Source organism: Collinsella sp. AM20-15AC (genome assembly GCF_003471405.1).
Lineage (GTDB): Bacteria > Actinomycetota > Coriobacteriia > Coriobacteriales > Coriobacteriaceae > Collinsella.
Genome location: NZ_QRJA01000001.1, coordinates 165,557 through 185,756 on the forward strand (window position 1 = coordinate 165,557; position 20,200 = coordinate 185,756).

At 61.4% G+C, this 20,200-nt stretch carries 14 protein-coding genes; 12 read left to right on the top strand and 2 right to left on the bottom strand.

What is annotated here, in order from left to right:
- Positions 1 to 46: 46 nt before the first annotated feature.
- Positions 47 to 2,275 carry an NAD-dependent DNA ligase LigA gene (gene ligA, locus DW233_RS00745; protein WP_118266202.1) on the top strand — a complete coding sequence of 743 codons (2,229 nt, stop codon included), beginning with the start codon at positions 47 to 49 and terminating at the stop codon, positions 2,273 to 2,275.
- A 58-nt stretch (positions 2,276 to 2,333) separates the two neighbouring features.
- Here ligA and DW233_RS00750 read toward each other — a convergent pair whose 3' ends face one another.
- Positions 2,334 to 3,173 carry a MerR family transcriptional regulator gene (locus DW233_RS00750; protein ID WP_233547889.1) on the bottom strand — a complete coding sequence of 280 codons (840 nt, stop codon included), beginning with the start codon at positions 3,171 to 3,173 and terminating at the stop codon, positions 2,334 to 2,336.
- Between the two features lie 63 nt (positions 3,174 to 3,236).
- Complete coding sequence (locus DW233_RS00755) at positions 3,237 to 4,583, bottom strand: MATE family efflux transporter (protein ID WP_118266206.1); 1,347 nt, start codon at positions 4,581 to 4,583, stop codon at positions 3,237 to 3,239.
- Positions 4,584 to 4,844: 261 nt separating this feature from the next.
- Here DW233_RS00755 and DW233_RS00760 point away from each other — a divergent pair, with 261 nt between their 5' ends.
- The 11 genes from DW233_RS00760 to DW233_RS00810 all read left to right on the top strand — a co-directional run bounded on the left by DW233_RS00760 (position 4,845) and on the right by DW233_RS00810 (position 20,150).
- Positions 4,845 to 6,680 (top strand): ABC transporter ATP-binding protein, encoded by a 1,836-nt coding sequence (locus tag DW233_RS00760; protein ID WP_118266208.1) that lies wholly within the window; start codon positions 4,845 to 4,847, stop codon positions 6,678 to 6,680.
- Entirely contained in the window at positions 6,673 to 8,571 is a 1,899-nt protein-coding gene (locus DW233_RS00765; RefSeq protein WP_118266210.1) for an ABC transporter ATP-binding protein, read from the top strand. Before DW233_RS00760 ends, DW233_RS00765 begins: the two co-directional genes overlap by 8 nt.
- A gap of 215 nt (positions 8,572 to 8,786) precedes the next feature.
- On the top strand, positions 8,787 to 9,824 hold the full coding sequence (locus DW233_RS00770) for a hypothetical protein (protein ID WP_117800027.1): 1,038 nt from the start codon (positions 8,787 to 8,789) through the stop codon (positions 9,822 to 9,824).
- 234 nt (positions 9,825 to 10,058) lie between these two features.
- On the top strand, positions 10,059 to 11,114 hold the full coding sequence (moaA, locus tag DW233_RS00775; RefSeq protein ID WP_233547887.1) for a GTP 3',8-cyclase MoaA: 1,056 nt from the start codon (positions 10,059 to 10,061) through the stop codon (positions 11,112 to 11,114).
- Between the two features lie 4 nt (positions 11,115 to 11,118).
- A complete protein-coding gene (gene mobB, locus DW233_RS10560) occupies positions 11,119 to 12,429 on the top strand; it encodes a molybdopterin-guanine dinucleotide biosynthesis protein B (RefSeq protein WP_118266212.1) in 1,311 nt (436 codons plus the stop codon).
- Between the two features lie 128 nt (positions 12,430 to 12,557).
- On the top strand, positions 12,558 to 13,142 hold the full coding sequence (locus tag DW233_RS00785; RefSeq protein WP_118266213.1) for a histidine phosphatase family protein: 585 nt from the start codon (positions 12,558 to 12,560) through the stop codon (positions 13,140 to 13,142).
- Between the two features lie 248 nt (positions 13,143 to 13,390).
- Positions 13,391 to 14,236, top strand: a complete 846-nt coding sequence (locus tag DW233_RS00790; protein ID WP_118266215.1) for a PRD domain-containing protein — start codon at positions 13,391 to 13,393, stop codon at positions 14,234 to 14,236.
- A gap of 118 nt (positions 14,237 to 14,354) precedes the next feature.
- Positions 14,355 to 15,794, top strand: a complete 1,440-nt coding sequence (locus DW233_RS00795) for a PTS transporter subunit EIIC (RefSeq protein ID WP_118266217.1) — start codon at positions 14,355 to 14,357, stop codon at positions 15,792 to 15,794.
- A 357-nt stretch (positions 15,795 to 16,151) separates the two neighbouring features.
- The gene (locus DW233_RS00800) at positions 16,152 to 17,600 is read left to right on the top strand and encodes a glycoside hydrolase family 1 protein (RefSeq protein ID WP_118266219.1); all 1,449 of its coding nucleotides are present in this window, start codon (positions 16,152 to 16,154) and stop codon (positions 17,598 to 17,600) included.
- 236 nt (positions 17,601 to 17,836) lie between these two features.
- Positions 17,837 to 19,117 (top strand): MFS transporter, encoded by a 1,281-nt coding sequence (locus DW233_RS00805; protein WP_158567772.1) that lies wholly within the window; start codon positions 17,837 to 17,839, stop codon positions 19,115 to 19,117.
- Positions 19,118 to 19,328: 211 nt separating this feature from the next.
- Positions 19,329 to 20,150 carry an HAD family hydrolase gene (locus DW233_RS00810; RefSeq protein ID WP_118266222.1) on the top strand — a complete coding sequence of 274 codons (822 nt, stop codon included), beginning with the start codon at positions 19,329 to 19,331 and terminating at the stop codon, positions 20,148 to 20,150.
- The last annotated feature ends 50 nt before the right edge of the window (positions 20,151 to 20,200 follow it).

Sequence of the window (20,200 nt, forward strand, 5' to 3'; positions counted from 1 at the left end):
GGTGGTACTCTTGTATCCGTTTGAAATCGAGCGAAGGAGTGCCGCTATGGAGCAATCGAGCCTGTTTGGTGACGGTGTGGACATCGATACCGAAACGCCCGCGAGCGCGGATGCCGCCGCACCGACCGACGCCCGTGCCCAGGCGGCAGCGCGCGCGGCCGAGCTGCGCCACGAGCTCGATTACCACGCGTACCGCTACTACATGCTCGACGCGCCCGAGATCACGGACGCTGCCTTTGACAAAATGCTCGTTGAGCTGCAGGAAATCGAGGCGGCCTACCCCGATCTAGTGACGCCCGACAGCTATACCCAGCGCGTGGGCGGCTACGTGAGCGAGCAGTTTACGCCGGTCACGCATATGGCACGCATGTATTCCATGGACGATGCCATGGATCTGGACGAACTCGACGCGTGGCTCCAGCGTACCGAGGATGCGCTCGGTGCCGGTAGCGTCACCTATACCTGCGAGCTTAAGATCGACGGCCTGGGCGTGGCGCTTACCTACCAAAACGGAACCTTCGTGCGCGCCGCCACACGTGGCGATGGCACAACGGGCGAGGACGTGTCGCTCAACGTGCGTACCATCAAGGATGTGCCCATGCACCTGTCCGAGCCGGCGCTCGCCCACATGGGCGCCGACCGCGAGCGTACCATCGAAGTACGTGGCGAGGTCTATATGCCCAAGGGCAGCTTTGTGCGCCTAAATGACGAGGCCGATGCCGAGGGTCGCGACCCCTTCGCCAACCCGCGCAACGCCGCCGCCGGTAGCCTGCGCCAAAAGGACCCCAAGGTCACGGCGCGCCGCGATCTGGCCACCTTTATCTATGCCATCGCCGATACCGATCCGCTGCACGTCCACAGCCAGCGCGAGTTTCTCGACTGGCTGCGTAGCGCCGGCTTCAGCGTCAACCCCAACGTGGCTCGTTGCGCCACGCCGTCCGAGGTCCACGAGTTCTGTGCCCAGGCGCTCGAGCACCGTGGCGACCTGGATTACGACATCGACGGCGTGGTCGTAAAGGTCGACAGCTTCCAGCAGCAGCTCGACCTGGGCTTTACCGCTCGTGCACCGCGCTGGGCCATCGCCTTTAAGTTCCCGCCCGAGGAAAAGCAGACCGTCCTGCGCGAAATTCGCATCCAGGTGGGCCGCACTGGTGTGCTCACGCCGGTCGCCGAGTTCGACCCGGTGACGGTCGCCGGCTCCACCATCGCGCGCGCCACGCTGCACAACATCGACGAGATCCGCCGCAAAAACGTGCGCGAGGGCGACACCATCATCGTGCACAAGGCGGGCGACGTGATCCCCGAGGTCGTGGGTCCCGTGCTCGACAAGCGCCCGGCCGACAGCGTTGACTGGCAGATGCCCGAGGTCTGCCCCGTGTGCGGCAGCCCCGTGGTTCACGAGGACGGCGAGGTTGCCTACCGCTGCGTCTCCATCGATTGCCCCGCGCAGCTCAAGGAGCGCCTACTTCACTGGGTGAGCCGCGGCTGCATGGACGTTGACGGCCTGGGCGACGAGATCGTCGACAAGATGATCGCCGCCGGCCTGATCCATGATGTCGCGGACTTCTACCAGCTCACGGTCGACGACATCGCCGGCCTGGACACGGGCCGCACCTATGCTAGCTCCAACAGCAAAAAGGGCGTCAAGAAGGGCGACCCCATCCCGGTGGGCCTCAAGACGGCCGAGAAAATCATCGCCGAGCTCAACAAGTCCAAGAGCCAGCCACTCGGTCGCGTGCTGTTTGCCCTGGGTATCCGCCACGTGGGCAAGAGTGTGGGCGAGGTCATCGCCGAGCGATTCCTGTCGATCGACAAGCTCATCTTGGCGAGCGAAGAGGATATCGCCGAGTGCGAGGGCATCGGTCCCAAGATTGCGGCGAGCGTCAAGCAGTTCCTGGCCGTGCCCGAGAACCTCGCCGTGCTGGAACGTCTGCGCCAAGCGGGCCTTTCGCTCGAGGTCGACTTGGGCGCCGCTCATGCGCAAGCCGCGGCCGAAGCTGGCGTGGCGGGCGAGCTCGCCGACGCACAGCCGCTTGCGGGTCTGACCTTCGTGCTCACCGGCACGCTCGTCAACCGCACGCGCGACAAGGCAGGCGCGGCGCTCAAGGTGCTCGGCGCCAAGGTTTCGGGCAGCGTGTCGAAGAAGACGAGCTATCTGGTCGCCGGCCCCAAAGCGGGCTCCAAGCTCACCAAAGCCGAGCAGCTGGGCGTACCCGTGCTGGACGAGGACGCACTCGAGCAGATCTTGGCTACTGGTCAGGTGCCCCAGGCTTAGCGCATCGATAACCAAATTGAAGATCCGCCCGGAAAGCATGATGCCTTTCGGGCGGATTTTATTTGGACGGGGCAACGGGCACCGTGATCTGCGTCACGTAGGTTGCCGGATCATCGCTGATGATGTCGTCGATCAGGGCGATCTCGCGCGACGGACCGGCGGGCGTCAGGTTGTGCTCGCGCATATAGCCGAGCAGCTGCTTATAGCGTGGGCCCGCTTGTCCGTGCGTGCCGCGGAAGCTTATGGTCAGGCAGCGCGCGGCAGGTCTCGTCTCAACATCGCCCAGGTAATCATCGGTGTCATCGAGCAGCAGAAAGACCTCGTCGTAGCCATCAAAGTCTCCGGCGGCCAGGCGTTCGGGCGCGATACCCACACCCAGATTGCCAAGATAGGCAAAGGTTTCGTGCTGTCCCTGCTGAAGCTGGCGGATATGCCATCCCAGCGAATAGGCGTCGGTGGGATTGACGCGCTCGTGCAGCGCGGCGCAGCGAAGTTCGGGTTCCTCGATTTCGCTAATGGTGTCGAGATCAGCATTCAAAGCGCCACGAAGCAAGGCAAGCCGCTGGTCAATCTTGCGCGACATGCGCTCCAACTCACGCCGCCTGTGCTCAATTAACTCCTGTTGCTTGGTCAGTTGCCGTTGCATCAAATCCATATCGCGCGTAGTGACAAACTCGCGAATTTGCGCCAACGGCAAGTCGAGAACGCGCAGGTTGCCGATGGTGTTGAGGGTGGAGAGCTGCCGGGATCCGTAGTAGCGGTACCCGCTCGTCGGATCGACATATGCCGGCTCCAATAGCCCCATCTGTTCGTAATGGCGCAGTGTGCCCACGCTCAAATTGAGCAAGCGCGCCACCTCGCCAATGCGGAGCAGGCCCTCGGTGTGTTCGCTTGGCATGTCGGTCACAGGACCGCTCCTTTCGGCAAAACAGGGGAGAGGCGCTAGGCCTGCGTCGCCTCGCTACGCCACCAGCTTGTCAAAAGTTCCGCGGCGGTTGAGCACGGTAAATGCAATCACGCAGATGACCGCCGACAGAATCGATCCGCACGGCGAGGCGATACCCATGGGGAACAGCGTGTCGGAATAGGCGTTCGACAGCAGCCACGCGCCCGGCACGCGAATGAGTGCCACAGCCAGCACGTTGTGCGCAAAGCCGATGTAGCTCTTGCCGTATGCAGCGAAAAAGCCGCTAAAGCAAATGTGGATGCCGGCAAAGATTGCATCGAAAATATAACTGTGCATATAGCCGGTACCGGCCGCGACCACCGCGGGGTCCTTGGCAAAAAAGCCAATAAACGGCGGCGCCACCAGCCACATCAGCACCGTGATCAGGCAGCCGTACACCACCGAGATCGTCATGGCGTCCTTGAGTACCTGACGCGCGCGGTCGCCCTTGCCCGCGCCGGCGTTTTGCGCCGTGAGTGCGCTGACGGTGGCACCCATGGAACTCGGCACAATGAACAAAAAGCTGATCATCTTCTCGACCAGGCCCACGGCGGCGGCGTCGACCAGACCGCGGTGGTTGGCGATGACGGTGATAAACATAAACGCTACCTGGATGCAGCCGTCCTGCACAGCCACGGGCACGCCGATTTTAAGAATGCTGCCGAGCACCTCGGGCTGGGGGCGCAGGTCGCTGCGCTTAACGTGGATGTTTGTGCGACGGCTCTTGAGCCACACGAGCGCGAGGGCAACGCTGGCTGTCTGCGCGGTCACCGTGCCGAGCGCCGCGCCCACGGGGCCGAGCCCCATGTGGCCGATAAACAGAAAATCGAGCGCGATGTTGATGATGCATGCCACGCCAATTACGTACATGGGCGAGCGCGAATCGCCTAGCCCGCGAAAGATGGCCGAAAGAATGTTGTACGCGGCGATAAAGGGAATGCCGATAAAGCAGATACGCAGGTAGGCGGCAGTGCCTTCGACCGCTTCGGCCGGCGTGCCAATGAGCGCCACGATCTGCGGGCAAAGCGCGAGCAGGACAGCGGCCAGTACCACCGAGACACCCATAAAGAGCGTGATGGTATTGCCGATGGCGGTCTCGGCGCGATCGAAGCGGCGCGAGCCCACGGCGTGGCCGACGATGACCGTCGTTCCCATGGCCAGACCAACGAGTGTCACGGTAATGATATAGAGCGTCTGTGCGCCGTTGCCCACGGCGGTGATGCCGGCAGCGCCGCTAAACTGTCCCATCATGTACAGATCGGCCATGCCGTAGAGCATCTGCAAAAAGTACGAGAGCATATAGGGCAGGGCAAAGACCGCGATGGTCTTGAGGACATTGCCGCGTGTGAGGTCGTGTTCCATGGGCGGGGCACTTTCTGGCTTGGGTCGTTTACGTACCAGTGTAGTGAAAACCCTACAACGATTGTAGAGTCAAGGTTTGTGTCGGCAGTGGGGCGAAAAAGTCACGCTCGCGTTCATTTCTAATTGAATACGGACGTGCGCCCTGTGAGCATGGCGCCTGCACTAGCCTTGCAGAAATCGATTTCGCATCACTTGACACCGCCGCACGGCGCGCCATAATACGTGGGTTTGCGAACAACGTTTGATGGGGGATGAATCTGCGTGCGCAATCTCAAGATTTTGTTTTCCTATCTGGGGACATACCGCCGCGATGCCATACTCGGCGTGCTCTTTGTGACGGCCGAGACGGCGCTCGAGCTGTTTATCCCGGTCATCATGGCAAATATCATCGATGTGGGCGTGCCCGCGGGCGACATCAACTACATGCTGTTGCAGGGCACGTATATGTTGGTATGCGCCGCATGTTCGCTGGTACTTGGCTTGGGCTATGCACGCACGTCTGCTCGCGTCGCCTCGGGGCTGGGCGCTAACCTGCGCGAGGCGGAGTATCGCAAGATCCAGACGCTCGCTTTTGGCAATCTGGACAACTACGACGCCAGCTCGCTTGTCACTCGCATGACCACCGACATCACCGTGATTCAAAACGCCGTAGGTAACGGCTTCCGCCCCATGGTGCGCGGGCCGGTAAATCTGGTCATGGGCCTCGTCTACGCTTTTGCGCTCTCGCGCGAGCTCGCGGCGGTCTTTGCCGTCATTCTGCCGATGCTCGCCATCGTGCTTGGTATCATTACCGTGCGCGTGAGCCCGCTCTACCGCCAACTCCAGACCTCGATGGACCACCTCAACGGCGTGGTACAAGAGGACCTTACCGCCGTGCGCGCCGTAAAGGCTTACGTGCGCGCCGAGCACGAGTGCGACAAGTTCGACACCGTCAATACCGAGCTCGCCAGCACGGCGACCAAGACCTTTGGCAACGCTGTGCTCAACCTGCCGGTGTTCCAACTCTCGATGTACGTGGCTGCGCTCTCGATCCTGTGGATTGGCGGCCGCATGATCATCGAAGGTCGCTTGGGCGTGGGCTCGCTCACGGGCTTTATGAGCTACGTGCTGCTGATCATGAACTCGCTCATGATGATTTCCAACGTGTTTTTGCTGCTCACGCGCGCTCTCACGAGTGTGGGCCGTATCGCAGAGGTGCTCGATGAGGAGCCCTTTATCGCCAACCCTGCGGGAGACCTCGCGACTGCGGTGCCAGCGGACGGCAGTATCGAGTTTCGCGACGTTTCCTTTAAATACCGCGCGGATGCAGCCGAGGACGTGCTCGAGCATATCGACCTTCGCATCGAGAGCGGCTCGACGGTGGGCATCCTCGGCGGCACGGGTTCGGGCAAGAGCTCGCTTGTGCAGCTAATCGCGCGCCTGTATGACGCCACCGAGGGTGCCGTGCTTGTGGGCGGACGCGACGTGCGCGACTACGACCTGGCTACCTTGCGCGACGCGGTGGGAATTGTGCTGCAAAAGAATGTGCTGTTCACGGGCACCGTGCGCGAGAACCTGCAGTGGGGAAATCCGCGGGCGTCGGACGATGGGCTCCTCGCGGCTTGCCGCGCGGCGTGCGTGGACGAGTTCCTTGATCGCATCGGCGGGCTGGACGGCGAGTTGGGTCAAGGCGGCGCCGGTGTTTCGGGTGGCCAGAAGCAACGCCTGTGCATCGCGCGCACGCTGCTCAAACATCCGCGCGTGCTCATTTTTGATGACTCCACCAGCGCGGTCGATATGGCGACCGACGCTAAGATTCGCGAGCACATCGCTCGGATTCCCAATACGACCGTGCTCATCATCGCCCAGCGCATCGCGAGCGTCATGGATGCCGACCGCATTATTGTGTTGGACGACGGTCGTGTCCACGGCGTGGGCACGCACGAGGAACTGCTGGCGGGCGATAGCATCTACCAGGAGATTTACGCCTCGCAGATGGAGTTCGCGGGGAACGCGGACACCGGCGACGGCTGCGACGATGGCTGCGCGAATGATCCGTTTTCCTGCGTTCCCAGCGGATCACTTCAAGCCACGGAAGGAGGCGAGCAACATGCCTAAGACATCCGCTCAGGCCCGTCCCGCCAAACTGGCGCAGACGCTCCGCCGCCTGCTCTCCTACATGGGTCACGCCAAGTTCTCGCTGCTCGCAGTGGGTGTGCTTGCCTCTGTTGCGGCCATCGCAAGCCTTGCCGGTACCTACATGGTGCGCCCCATCGTCAACGGTTTGGCAACGGGCGGCGAGGAACTGCTCGCTAAGCAGGTTATCTTTACCGCTGCCATCTACGCCGCGGGCGTGCTCTCGGCCCTGGGCTACTCGCAGATTATGGTGCGCGCGGCCCAGCGCGTGGTGTCCGATATCCGCCGCGACCTGTTTGCCCACATTCAGACGCTGCCGCTGAGCTACTTCGACAGCACGCGCTCGGGTGACATCATGAGCTTCTTTACCAACGACGTCGACACCGTCTCCGAGGCGCTCAACAACAGCTTTGCCAACGTGATTCAGGCGATCATCCAGGTGGTCGGCACCACGGCCATGCTCATCATCCTCAACTGGCAGCTCACGATTATCACGCTCGTGTGCGATGCGGCCATTGTGCTGTATGCGCGCTACTCGGGCACGCGCTCTAAGCGTTTCTTTGCCGCCCAGCAGGCATCGCTTGGCGACCTGGACGGATATATCGAAGAGATGGTCTCGGGTCAAAAGGTCATCAAGGTCTTTAATCACGAGCAAGCCAACGTGGCTGGTTTTGACGCGCGCAACCAAGAGCTGCGCCGCACCGGTGGTGCCGCGCAGGCCTACGCCAACTCGATGGTGCCCATGACCGTGGTGATCGGCTATGCCAACTACGCCATCGTCGCCGTGGCGGGCGGCATGCTCTGCATCAAGGGGCTCGCCGACGTGGGCGCGCTTGCAAGTTACCTGGTCTTTGTACGCCAGGCCGCCATGCCCATCAACCAGTTTACGCAGCTGGGCAACTTTTTGCTCAACGCGCTGGCCGGTGCCGAGCGCCTGTTTGCCGCCATGGATCTTAAGCCCGAGGTGGACGAGGGCTGCGTGGAGCTGGTGCAGACGGGCGACGCCGCGTGGGCGTGGAAGATTCCCGAGGGCCAGGGCGTGGGCACATATGGGCACCTGCACGACGTGGCCGCTGTTGATGAGTCGGGCCGTGCGGTGGCCGCCGACGGTACCGAGCTTACGTGCGGCCTAGTTCCGCTTGCCGGCGACGTGCGCTTCCATGCCGTGGACTTTTCCTACGTGCCGGGCACCCGTGTGCTCACGGACCTCAATCTGTTTGCCAAGCCGGGGCAAAAGATCGCGTTTGTGGGCTCGACGGGCGCCGGTAAGACGACCATCACCAACCTCATCAACCGCTTCTACGAGGTCGATGACGGCGAGATCACGTACGACGGCATCGACGTCAAGCACATTGCCAAGGCCAGCCTGCGCGGGTCGCTCGGCATTGTGCTGCAGGACACGCACCTGTTTAGCGGCACCATTGCGCAGAACATCCGCTTTGGCAAGCTCGACGCGACCGACGAGGAGGTGCGCGCCGCTGCCGAGGCAGCCTGCGCCGACTCGTTTATTCGCCGCCTGCCTAGAGGCTACGACACGCCGGTCACGGCCGACGGCGCCAACCTGTCGCAGGGCCAGCGCCAGCTGCTTGCCATCGCGCGCGTGGCCGTTGCCGACCCGCCGGTGCTCATCTTGGACGAGGCCACGAGCTCTATCGACACGCGAACCGAAAAGCTCATCGAGCGCGGCATGGACCGCATCATGCGTGGCCGCACCACGTTTATGATCGCGCACCGCCTGTCCACCGTCCGCGACGCCGACGCCATCATGGTCCTTGAACACGGCCGCATCATCGAGCGCGGCACGCACGAAGAGCTGCTCGCCCAACACGGCGAGTACTGGCAGCTGGCACATGGCTTAAAAGAGTTGGATTAACCCGTTCGAGCACGATGCTTTGACCCCTCCGTGCCCCTCGCCTCGCCTCGAACCATCACAACATTCGACGTTTTTTGCCAAAATTGGGAAAAGCATCGAATGTTGTGATGGTTTTTCTGCCGCTCGATCGGGCGGAATCGCTTTCTTGCGCACGAAGGTGTGCGGACCCGTGGGCAGGGGAATAAGGTTGGTTATCCGACTCCATTGGAGGGCTCATGGACCTGCCGATCGTCCTGTCCCATAAGACTGCCTGGCTGTACCACAACGTGGCGCGCCCGTCCGAGCCGCTCTCGCGAGCAAGCAGCCTATACGATGAGGACTCGCTTGCTGGCGAGGCGGAGCTGACCGCGAGCCTGCCCAAATTGGGACTCGATGCCAAGGGGCTGAGGGCTTCAACGGCAGTTGGGATCGTTGCCGACTATCTGGTTTCGCTTGGTATTCCACGAGAAGAGCTCGATTATATCGACACACTCGTCAACTTTGATTTTGAGCGCTCGACGCCGGCTGGATTTAGGTGCCACGTGTTTGGGGCGCCGGTGCCTCCAGGCCATCTTATCGAGGTGGCGGAGGGCCTTCTGGTGGTTGATGAGGCCATGTGCTTTGTCCAAGCGGGTTCGTGGATGAGTGAGCCCGAGCAGCTGGAATATGGCTACGAAATCTGTGCCCGATACCATTTGAATCATTTGTCGACAGGCGATTATATCGAGATGGGGCAGAGGTATACCGTTGCCGATTTGATTGCCTATTGCAATGTGAACCGATCTCGTCAGGGGGCCATACGCGCGGCCGCCGTGATCAAGCGCGTGCACGATGGCGCGCGGTCGCCCATGGAGACGGCCACCGCAATCATGGTCGTAGCAAAACGTTCCCAGGGCGGGCTGGGATACGTCAAGATCGAGCTCAACCATAGGGTCGATGTTCCCAACGAGTTCAAGTATCTCGCAAAGGCCGGGTATTTCGAGATCGACGTATATGCGCCTGCGAGCGGTACTGGAATTGAATACAACGGCTCGGACCATCTTGATAAACAGCGCAGCGCGTCGGACGCGGAGCGTATGACCGTGCTGAGCGCGTTGGGCTTCAGGATGATTGTCCTTACCGGGACTCAGTTTGCCCACCAGCTGCAATTGCACCGGGCGATGAACGCCATTGCACTCGCTATGGGTCTCAAGTGCGACCGAAGCGAAGCGTTCCAAAAGCGGCAGAACGACCTGCGAGAATTCGTGATTCGACACTGGGACGGCGGTCTTTAGGGGCGCTTTGGTCCTTCTACGGGGCGCTGCGGGCAGGTAGACCATCACAACATTCGACGTTTTTTGCCAAAAACGGGAAAAGCATCGAATGTTGTGATGGATTGTATGCCAAGGATGGGCTTGGGAAGCCGGTCTTGCTCGAAGTGACCTGTCCTGTCGTACGGGTGTCGGCATGATTCTCTCGTGGGGTATTATGTTTTCCGAAGAATAAAACGCCGCGTGAGGGGAGGCTGCGTGGACGGGCACGTGCAACATGACGGCTTTGGCCGCGATATCAACTACCTGCGCATTGCCGTTACCGACAAGTGCAATTTCCGCTGCATTTACTGCATGCCGGCCGATGGCGTGGCGCCCCGCGCGCACGACGAGCTGCTCAGCGCCGAGGAAATCGCCCGCTTTGTGCGCTTGGTGGCGGGGGAGGGCATTCGCCGCGTGCGCCTGACGGGTGGCGAGCCGCTGGTCAGCCGCCGTATCATCCCGCTCATTCGCGACATCCGCGCGATTCCGCAGATCGAGGACATCTCGCTTACCACCAATGGCGCCCTGCTGCCCAAGCTGGCGCCGCAGCTCAAAGACGCGGGGCTTAACCGCGTCAACATCTCGCTCGACACGCTCGACCCTACGCTCTTTGGAAAGATCACGCGCCTGGGTCGACTCGAGCAGACCATGGCTGGCATCGACGCGGCGCTGGCTTGGGGCTTTGAGCCCGTTAAGGTCAACTGCGTTGTCGTGCGCCGACTCAACCAAGATGTGGCGGCCCTCGCGCGGCTGACCGTCGACCGCCCCATCCACCTGCGCTTTATCGAATACATGCCCATTGGCGACGAACACACGAGCTCGCATTGCGCTGTGGACCCGCATGCGCCCGCGCTCAATCCCGAGTTGTGGGATGCGAGCGACACCGTGCCGAGCGACGAGCTGCGGACGCGCATCAATGCCGGGGCCGCCGCGGCGGGACTGGGCGAGCTCGAGCCGCTCGACATCAACGACGCTCCTGCCGGCGCGGGTCCTGCGCGGTACTGGCACTTTCCGGGCGCGGCGGGAACGGTTGGCTTTATTAGCGCCATGTCCAACCATTTTTGTGCGAATTGCAACCGTCTGCGCCTGACGGCCGATGGCAACGTGCGTCCGTGCCTGTTCAGCGATGCCGAGTATTCGGTGCGTGAGGCGCTGCGCTGTGGTGATGATATGCAGGTACTTTCGATTTGGCGCGATGCTGTGGCCCACAAACCGCAGGAACACGCGATAATTGAGGGCACGCAACGATTTATGTCCCAAATCGGAGGATGATCATATGGCCAAGAGCAGGTACGCCGATGCCACCAAGGCCGCTCGCAGGGCCGCGATGTCTGCCCACAAAGTCACGGCTGCGGCGAATGCTGGCAACGCCGACGCGTCCGCGCAGCCGACTGCCGGTGCTGCCACCGAGCCCGCCCGCGACGCCCGTCGCGACGAGCTTACGCACGTGGACGCCAAGGGCGAGGTGCGCATGGTCGACGTGTCCGACAAGGCCGAGACCCATCGCATTGCCATCGCCGAGGGCACCATCCTCATGCATCCCGAGACGCAGGCCATGGTGCTGCAGGACCGCGCCAAAAAGGGCGACGTGCTTGCCTGCGCGCGCGTGGCGGGCATTATGGCCATCAAACGCACGAGCGACATCATTCCCATGTGCCATCCGCTGCTCATTACTAAGAGCAAGTGCGACATTGCGCCCATCGCTGCGGCGGGGACGCCGGCCGATGACGTGCCCGAGGGCTGGGCACCGGCGCGCGCAGACGGGCAGGTTGGCTTTCACGTACTGGTTACGGCCGGCGTGACGGGCAAGACGGGTATCGAGATGGAGGCCCTGACCGGCGCGAGCGCTGCGTGCCTAACGATCTATGACATGTGCAAGGCGGTCGATCGTGGCATGGAGATCGTCGACGTGCGCCTGCTGCACAAGGAGGGCGGCCGCTCGGGCGTGTGGGATCGTGCCGAGCGTCAGGCCGCTGCTGCTGAGGCCGTGGCCGCTGACGGTGCCGCGCCCGCGAGCGCACCCGTCGCCGTCGCACCCGCAGCTCCGACACCGGCCGTCCCCGCGATCGCGTTTATCGGCTACCAAAACTCGGGCAAGACCACGCTCGTCGAGAAGGTCATTGCCGAGCTCACTCGCCGCGGCCTTCGCGTGGGTTCGCTCAAGCATCATGGGCATCATGGCTTTGATATCGATGTGCCCGCTAAGGATACGTGGCGCCATCACCAAGCCGGATCCAAGCACGTGGGCCTCATCTGCGCCACGCGCTGGGCGGAGTACGCCGACACGCGCGAGGAGGACGAGATGCCCGCGCGCGAGCTGCTGTCGCGCTACAACGATGTCGACGTGGTGATCATCGAGGGCTACAAGACCGAGGGCTTCGACAACATCGTGGTCGCGCGCTCGGGTGTCGACCGTCTGCGCGGCAAGAGCTCACTCGACCTGGTCGATGGCCACACGCTGGCCCTTGCCTGCAACGAGGCACTGGCACGTCAGGCCTTCGACGCCGGCTTTGCGACCCGAGCCATCAGCATCAACGACGCCCGAGCCATCTGCGATCTCATCCAAGATCATCTCGGTAGACTTTAGGGACATCAGCCAAAACCACCACAAAGGGGCCAGGCACCTTTGTGGTGGTTTTTGCCAAAGAGGCTTTGACTTAAACCTACCTCAAGGTGCAATAATCGCTGACAAACGATTGCGATTACGGAGGTCTCATGCCAAAACTGTACTTTATGCGTCACGGTCAAACGCTCTTTAACTTGCTTCGTCGCAAGCAGGGCTGGTGTGACTCGCCGCTTACCGAGCTGGGAATCGAGCAGGCTAAAACTGTCGGCGCGACCCTGCGAGAGCGTGGCCTTGCGTTCGACTATGCGTACAGTTCCACCTCCGAGCGTGCGTGCGACACGCTTGAGCTTGCGTTTCCTGATCAGCCTTACGAGCGCGTCAAGGGCCTTAAGGAGTGGAACTTTGGCAAGTTTGAGGGCGCGAGCGAGGATTTGAATCCGCGCCTGCCGTACGGCGATTTTTACAAGCAGTATGACGGCGAGGGCGAAGACGAGTTTCGCGAGCGCATCATGGCGACCATCACCGAGCTCATGCAGCGCCCTGGGCATGAGAGCGTGTTATGCGTGAGCCATGGCGCCGCAGCGGCTCAGGTTATGCGCGGCGTGGGCGTGGAGCCGCTCAAGATGAAGAACCGCATCGGCAACTGCTGCGTGCTCGAACTCGACTTTAATCCTGCCACCAGCACATTCGCTCTCGCAGATCTGTACAACCCCTACGGCACCCCGCGCGAGTAGCATCGGGGCATCAGCCAAAACCACCGCAAAGGGGCCAGACTCCTTTGCGGTGGTTTTGCCGTTTACGGGCGATTTCCTACCGTTCGGCGGACTTTCGCGCCAATGGGGCTTACGCCGCATGCAAGTTTCATCCTACAATTGCCCACATGCTCACAAGTTTGTTACTCCTTGGGAGGCATCACTTGCGCATAATAGAAGACGAGGAATATCGCCCCGTCGTCTAGCGCCGATGTCCGAGGAGTTTTTTCATGCTCATTTTAAAGAAGATCAACAATAACGTTGCTCTTGCCGCCAGCGATGACGGCCGAGAGGTTGTTGTCTTTGGCAAGGGCATCGGTTTCCACGAGATGCCCTACGAGCTTGCCGATGAGTCCCTCATCCAGCGCAAATTCTATAACGTTCCCGAGAGCCTGCAGGATATGGTCGGCACCCTTCCCGACGATGTGCTGCTCGCGGCAAGCGACATTGCCTGCTTCGCGTCGCAGCAGCTTGGCTGCAAGCTATCCGGTGGCCTGCCCTTTATCCTGGCTGATCACCTGCAGTTTGCCGTCCAGCGCGACGACGACCAGCTCAGCGCTCCCAACCCGCTCGAGCACGAGGTAGCCTTCATCTACCCGCGCGAGCTCGAGATCGGCCAGGCCGCGCTCGCCATCGTGCAAAAGCGCACCGGCGCCAAGCTGGGTCAGAACGAGGCCACGAGCATCGCGCTCCACATCGTTAACGCCGAGGTCGACGGCATGGGCCGCGCCAAGGATATGGACTTCATCATGAAGAGCACCCGCGTGCTCGACGAGGTGACTCATTCCGTGGAAAAGCAGCTCGGCTGCTCGCTCGACACGGCATCGTATAGTTACATCCGCTTTCTTGCGCACCTGCGCTTTTTGGTTCGCCGCCTCGTTAAGGGCAAGTGCACGCAGACCGAGAACTCCTCGCTGTTTATGCAGGCCGCCCGCGATTTTCCCGAGGCTTACCAGTGCGCGTACGCCATCAACCGCGTGTTCGAGAAAGAGTTCAAGCAGAGCTGTTCGGACGAGGAACTCTTGTATCTGATGATGCATATCAACCGTCTGCGATCGGCTTCGCAGACCGAATGAGTAAAGCCGCCAGCCTGGCGGCAATCGCAACAATTCTTTTTGGTTTCTAACTGCGGGCAAGGTACCGGCTCGCGGTAGGGGATATTTTTGTCGAAATTTGGAAAAGAGAGGACAGATCATGGCAGGTAAATACGACGATCTTGCTGCCCAGATCGTAGAGCTGGTTGGCGGCAAGTCCAACGTCAAATGCGTCGCACACTGCATTACCCGTGTTCGGTTTAAGCTCAAGGACGAGTCGAAGGCCAATGGCGAGGCAATCTCTCAGCTGCCCAACGTCATCAAGGTCATGCGCGCCAACGGCCAGTACCAGGTTGTTGTGGGCAACATCGTCGAGGACGTCTACGATGCCGTCCTCAAGGCCGGCGGTTTTAGCGACGGCGGCGCCGTCGACGCCGATGACGACGAGGCCGCTCCCAAGAGCGCTACCGATGTGATCATCGACCTCATCTCGGGCATCTTCGCCCCCATGCTCGGCACCTTCGCCGCTGCCGGTATCATGAAGGGCCTGCTGGCGCTCGCTACCTTCCTGGTCCCGAGCTTTGCCAACGACGGCGCCTACACGCTGCTCTACACCGTCGCTGACGGCATGTTCTACTTCCTGCCCGTGGTGCTTGGCTTTACCGCGGCCAAGAAGTTCAAGATGAGCGAGTTCAACGGCATGGCCATTGCCTTTGCGCTTGTGTACCCCACCATGGTTGCCCTGACCTCGGGTGAGGTCGTCGGCTCCGTCGAGCTCGGCTTTGCCGGTACCTTCTCTTGGTACACCACGTTCCTGGGCCTGCCGCTCATCATGCCTGCCTCGGGTTACACCAGCTCCGTTATCCCCATCCTGCTCATGGTTTGGTTTGGCTCCACCCTCGAGCACTGGGTTAAGAAGTGGATGCCCGCTTCTATGAAGATGTTCTTCACCCCGCTGATCGTCGTCAGCGTCACCGTTACCCTTGGCTACCTGGTCATTGGCCCTATCGCCACGCTCATCACCAACCTGCTCGGTGAGTTCTTCGCACTGCTGTTTGGCCTGCCCATGATCGGCTCCCTCTTGGGCTGCACCCTCGTCGGTGCCTTCTGGATGTGCCTGGTCATCTTTGGCTTCCACTGGTCGCTCGTGCCCATCGCGCTGGTCAACCTGTCCACTCTGGGCCACGACTACATCCTGGGCTCCGTTATCGCCCACTCCTTCTCGCTGGGCGCCGTGCTCTTTGCCATGTACCTCAAGAACAAGGACGAGAAGTTCCGCGGCATCGCCCTGCCTGCCATGATCTCCGCCTTCTTCTTTGGTGTCACCGAGCCCGCTATCTACGGTGTCGCCCTGCCCGATAAGAAGGCCTTCATCAACGCCAGCATCGGTTCTGCCGTGGGCGGCCTCATCATCGGTATCTCCGGCGCCGTGGTGTACATGTCCGGTGGTCTGGGCGTCTTCAACTGGCTGTCCTTCATCGATCCCTCCGGTGTTAACGGCATCAACCACATGATCTGGGCTATCGTTGCCTCGCTCGTGGGTGCCGCCGTGGGCTTTGCGATCGAGTTCGTCACCTACAAGCCCGAGGCTGCCAAGTAGCCCAAACGACAAAGACTCGGTACCAGGCCGGCGGGGGAGCGCCCCGCCGGCTTTTTTCAAATGGACGAGGGGTCCCGCACAGGCGTCGATAGAGGCCTCGCCACGAAACTGGCCTATCTACTACCTTTTAACGGTAGGGGCCAACCATACGGCGGTTTACCAAAAATCGCCAAGCCGTCTACCTGCGGTTTTATTTTTGACAATTGCGGCGTGGTCGGGGGTTCACGACTAAACGTAGTAGATGGGCCGGTTTCGTGGCGGCCGACTCAACGCGAACCCCGATCGGGACGCAAATTACCTTGCGGACGCCGTCCCAGCGTCCGTGGAACCCTCCCAACACGTACGAAAGGAGCCAACATGGCTTTTCCCGATGGATTTCTGTGGGGCGGCGCCACTGCCGCCAATCAGTGCGAAGGCGGATACAACGAGGACGGCAAGGGCCTCGGTGTTCCCGACATCATGACCGGCGGCACGGTCTCCGAGCCACGCCACATTACCGATGGCATTCTGCCCCAGTACCACTATCCCAGCCACGAGGCCGTGGACATGTACCATCATTATCTCGACGACATCAAGCTTTTTGGCGAGATGGGCTTTAAGTGCTACCGTATGTCCATCAACTGGAGCCGTATCTTCCCCAACGGCGACGAGGCCGAGCCCAACCAGGCCGGCATCGAGTTCTACCGCCGCGTGTTCCAGGCCTGTCAGGAGCAGGGCATCGAGCCCATGGTCACCCTCAGCCACTACGAGCTGCCCTATGGCCTGTCCAAAAACTACGGCGGCTGGAAGAACCCCAAGCTCATCGATTTCTACCTCAACTACGCTCGCACCGTCATGACCGAGTACAAGGGGCTGGTGCGCTACTGGCTCACCTTTAACGAGATCAATTGCCTGCTCATGGGCGGCTTTGGCGGGGTGATGGGCGGCGGCATGGTGCCCGAGGCAACTGACACGCCCATGGCCTTTGGCAACTGCGACTGGGACGATCCGCAGGCGCGCTTCGACGCTCTGCACCATCAGTTCCTGGCAAGCGCCAAGTGCGTCACCATGGGTCATCAGGTCGATCCCCAGAACAAGATCGGCTGCATGATCGCCGGCAACGCCTGCTACCCGCATACGTGCAATCCGGCTGACGTCCTGGCGGCGCAAAAGCAGCAGCGCGAGATGAACTTCTACTGCGGCGACGTGCAGGTGCGCGGTGCGTATCCCTCGTGGGCGCCCAGCGTGTGGCGCCGCGAAGGCGCGCGCGTGGAGGTCTCGCCCGAGGATGCCGCCACGCTGGCCGCCGGCAAGGTCGACTTCTATAGCTTTAGCTACTACATGAGCGCCACGGCCACGGCCGACCCGGTGCTGCTGGAGCAGGGCAACATCTTTGGTGGCGCCGGCAACGAGTACCTCAAGAAGAGCGATTGGGGTTGGGCGATCGACCCCGAGGGCCTGCGCTACTACCTGGAGGAGGTCTACGACCGCTACCAGGTGCCGCTGATGATTGTCGAGAACGGCCTGGGCGCGGTGGACGAGGTCGAGGCGGACGGTTCGATTCACGACAGCTACCGCATCGATTACCTGCGCGAGCATATCAAGCAGATGGAGATTGCCATCGAGGACGGCGTGGACCTGATGGGCTACACCATGTGGGGCTGCATCGATTTGGTGAGCGCCTCGACCGGCGAGATGAAGAAGCGCTACGGCTTTATCTACGTCGACAAGGACAACGACGGCAACGGCACGCTCGCCCGCAGCCGCAAGGACAGCTTCTTCTGGTACAAGAAGGTCATCGAGTCCAACGGCGCTGACCTGGCCTAGCCAAGTCTCAACCAGCGTAAACGTCGCAACCACCACAAAGGGGCCAAGCACCTTTGTGGTGGTTTTTGCTTTGGTAGATGTGTGTGACATGCCTTACAATCTACCAAGTAGTTCATGACGGGCGAAAAACGGAGAGAAGGGTCCTGATGTGTCCTTAATGTTTCATGCGGATAGATTGATTCGATAGACGGTGGCGAATGCCCACCGCCCGTATTCGTATGAAACAAGGAGTCTCCATGCTCGCATCTCTTCTCTCAAAACCTCAACCTTCGCTGTCCGCGCAGGCTAAACGCCTGGTGGCTATGCGCTTTCTCATTTACACCGGGTTTCAGACCAGTTATTTTATCGGCGTCATCGGAACGCTTACCTATGCGGACGATGCCTCGGTCGTCGCGACATCGCTGGCGGTCCTGTTTATGAACGTCTTTGTGATCCTGGGATCCTTTGCGGGTGGCGCTGCGCTTGACGCATGGGGTCCGCGCCGCCATTTCTTGCTGAGCATCATCGGCGCGCTCGCAACTGGCACGGCAATCATCGCCTTTGGTAGCGCGACCGGCGTCGTCCTGCTCGGCGCGGTGTTTCTAGGCTTTACGATGGGATTCGCCCAGCCCATTGCTACATCCTATCCGGCCTACCTCACCGATGATCCCGTCGAGCTCAAAGACATCAACTCCGCCATCGCCATGTTCTCAAATGTGAGTATCATCGTTGGCCCCACGCTGGGCGGCTTTGTCGCGGCGGCTGCGTCGTCGCGCGCGGTGTTCGTGCTCATGATGCTCTTTACTGTGCTGGCGTTCGTCGTCGGTTGGGGCTTTAGGCCGCAGACCAGCCATGTCGCCGGGGATGCGGATGCCGATTCGGCAGAGGAAGGGGAACGTGCGGGACAAAGCTCCAACCCCAGCACGTCCGCCCGCGCCACCTTCGCAGCCAGCATCAAGACGGTCTTTACCAACAGCGTCCTCACCCTGCTGTTTTGCATCATTTTTCTTTCGAACTTTGGCTACGGAGCCTTCGATCCGCTCGAGTCGTTTTTCTATCGCGATGTTCTGCATGTTGGCGTTGAGTGGATGGGCTGGCTCTCGTCGGCCTGCGGTGTCGGCGCGGTGCTGGGCGCCATGGTCGCGCTCCGGATGCCGCCGCACTTGGTAAACCTAAAAACGCTGCTCGTGGCGCTCATGTCCGTGGGCCTGGGAAGCCTGCTCTATGTGGGGACACCGTACGTGGGCGTGGCCCTCGTCGGCCAGATCGCCCTGGGCATAGCTTGGGGTGTCGTCAACCCGCTCCACAACACCATTGTGCAAACGACGGCTCCGCTCGAGCAGCTCGGTCGCGTGAACTCGGTCATGGGCTTTGGCAATATGTTTGCCGGCGTGGCGCCGCTGGCGATTGCCCCGTGGCTGGCGGCGACATTTGGCGTGCAGCAGACGCTCGTAGGGGCGGGCATGGTCGTGACGGCGGTTCCCGCGGCGTTGCTGCTGTTTGGACGCCGGCATCTGGATCGTGCCGCAAAGCGGTAAGAAACCATCACAACATTCGATGAAAATCGCGATTTTGCCGAAAAACATCGAATGTTGTGATGGTTTGGCCCGCAAACGTCACTTCCACCGCAAAGGGGCCAGGCACCTTTGTGGTGGTTTTTGCTTTGACGGGCCGCGCCTGTGCCTTGGTATACCATGTACGCCGTTCACGAATACACCCCACACCGCCGCACATCCCAGAAAGGCCCCCATGGACACCACCTTCAGCCACATCAAAGCCGTGTTCTGCGATATCGACGGCACGCTGCTCACGAGCCGGCACACGGTGTCCCCGCGCACCGTGGCGGCGATCCGCGCCCTGCGCGAGCGCGGCGTGCTCTTTGGCCTGTGCACCGGGCGCGACGCCCACGCGACCGAGGCCATGTACGAGCTCTGGGGCATCGAAGGCCTGGTGGATGTGCTCGTGGGCTGCGGTGGCGCCGAGGTCATCGACCGCGCACACGACATCAACGAGCTGAGCTATCCGCTGCCGGGCGAGACCATCGCGCGCATCTGCAAGCACATGGCGGACCTTCCGGCAACGCCCGTCTGCCCCCGAGACGGCGTGTTCTACGTGCCCGAGAGCAACGCGTGCGTCGAGCACCTGTCGCGCGTCGATGGCGTGCCCTACCAGGTGGTCGATTTTGCCGAGTTTTTGCGCGAGCCGCAGCCCAAGGTGATGTTTACCATGGCGCCCGAGGTAATGCCGCGGGTGATTGAGCGGGCGTCGACGTTTGCCGATAACACTGTTAAGGCGGCGGCTCTGCAAACCACGCAGCGGCTCTACGAGTTCATGGATCCGCGCGTGTCCAAGACGCGCGGCCTTGTGCGCGTGGCGGAGCTCAACGGCATGGAGCTCCAGGACATCTGCGTGTTTGGCGATGCCGATAACGACACCTGCATGGTGGCTGACGCCGGCGTGGGCGTGGCCATGGCAAACGGCAGCGCCGCCACCCGCGCCGCCGCCGATTTTGTAACCGCCAGCAACGACAAAGACGGCATCGCGATCTTTATCGAGGAACATCTGCTGTAGCGCTGGGGGAGAACCACCGCAGAAGGGGGCAGGCTCTTTTGCGGTGGCCT

What these genes read in the sequence shown, in the direction of transcription:
- ligA (WP_118266202.1), top strand. Translation starts at nt 47, where the DNA reads ATGGAGCAATCGAGCCTGTTTGGTGACGGTGTGGACATCGATACCGAA.
- DW233_RS00750 (WP_233547889.1), bottom strand. Translation starts at nt 3,173, where the DNA reads ATGCCAAGCGAACACACCGAGGGCCTGCTCCGCATTGGCGAGGTGGCG.
- DW233_RS00755 (WP_118266206.1), bottom strand. Translation starts at nt 4,583, where the DNA reads ATGGAACACGACCTCACACGCGGCAATGTCCTCAAGACCATCGCGGTC.
- DW233_RS00765 (WP_118266210.1), top strand. Translation starts at nt 6,673, where the DNA reads ATGCCTAAGACATCCGCTCAGGCCCGTCCCGCCAAACTGGCGCAGACG.
- DW233_RS00770 (WP_117800027.1), top strand. Translation starts at nt 8,787, where the DNA reads ATGGACCTGCCGATCGTCCTGTCCCATAAGACTGCCTGGCTGTACCAC.
- mobB (WP_118266212.1), top strand. Translation starts at nt 11,119, where the DNA reads ATGGCCAAGAGCAGGTACGCCGATGCCACCAAGGCCGCTCGCAGGGCC.
- DW233_RS00785 (WP_118266213.1), top strand. Translation starts at nt 12,558, where the DNA reads ATGCCAAAACTGTACTTTATGCGTCACGGTCAAACGCTCTTTAACTTG.
- DW233_RS00790 (WP_118266215.1), top strand. Translation starts at nt 13,391, where the DNA reads ATGCTCATTTTAAAGAAGATCAACAATAACGTTGCTCTTGCCGCCAGC.
- DW233_RS00795 (WP_118266217.1), top strand. Translation starts at nt 14,355, where the DNA reads ATGGCAGGTAAATACGACGATCTTGCTGCCCAGATCGTAGAGCTGGTT.
- DW233_RS00800 (WP_118266219.1), top strand. Translation starts at nt 16,152, where the DNA reads ATGGCTTTTCCCGATGGATTTCTGTGGGGCGGCGCCACTGCCGCCAAT.
- DW233_RS00805 (WP_158567772.1), top strand. Translation starts at nt 17,837, where the DNA reads ATGCTCGCATCTCTTCTCTCAAAACCTCAACCTTCGCTGTCCGCGCAG.
- DW233_RS00810 (WP_118266222.1), top strand. Translation starts at nt 19,329, where the DNA reads ATGGACACCACCTTCAGCCACATCAAAGCCGTGTTCTGCGATATCGAC.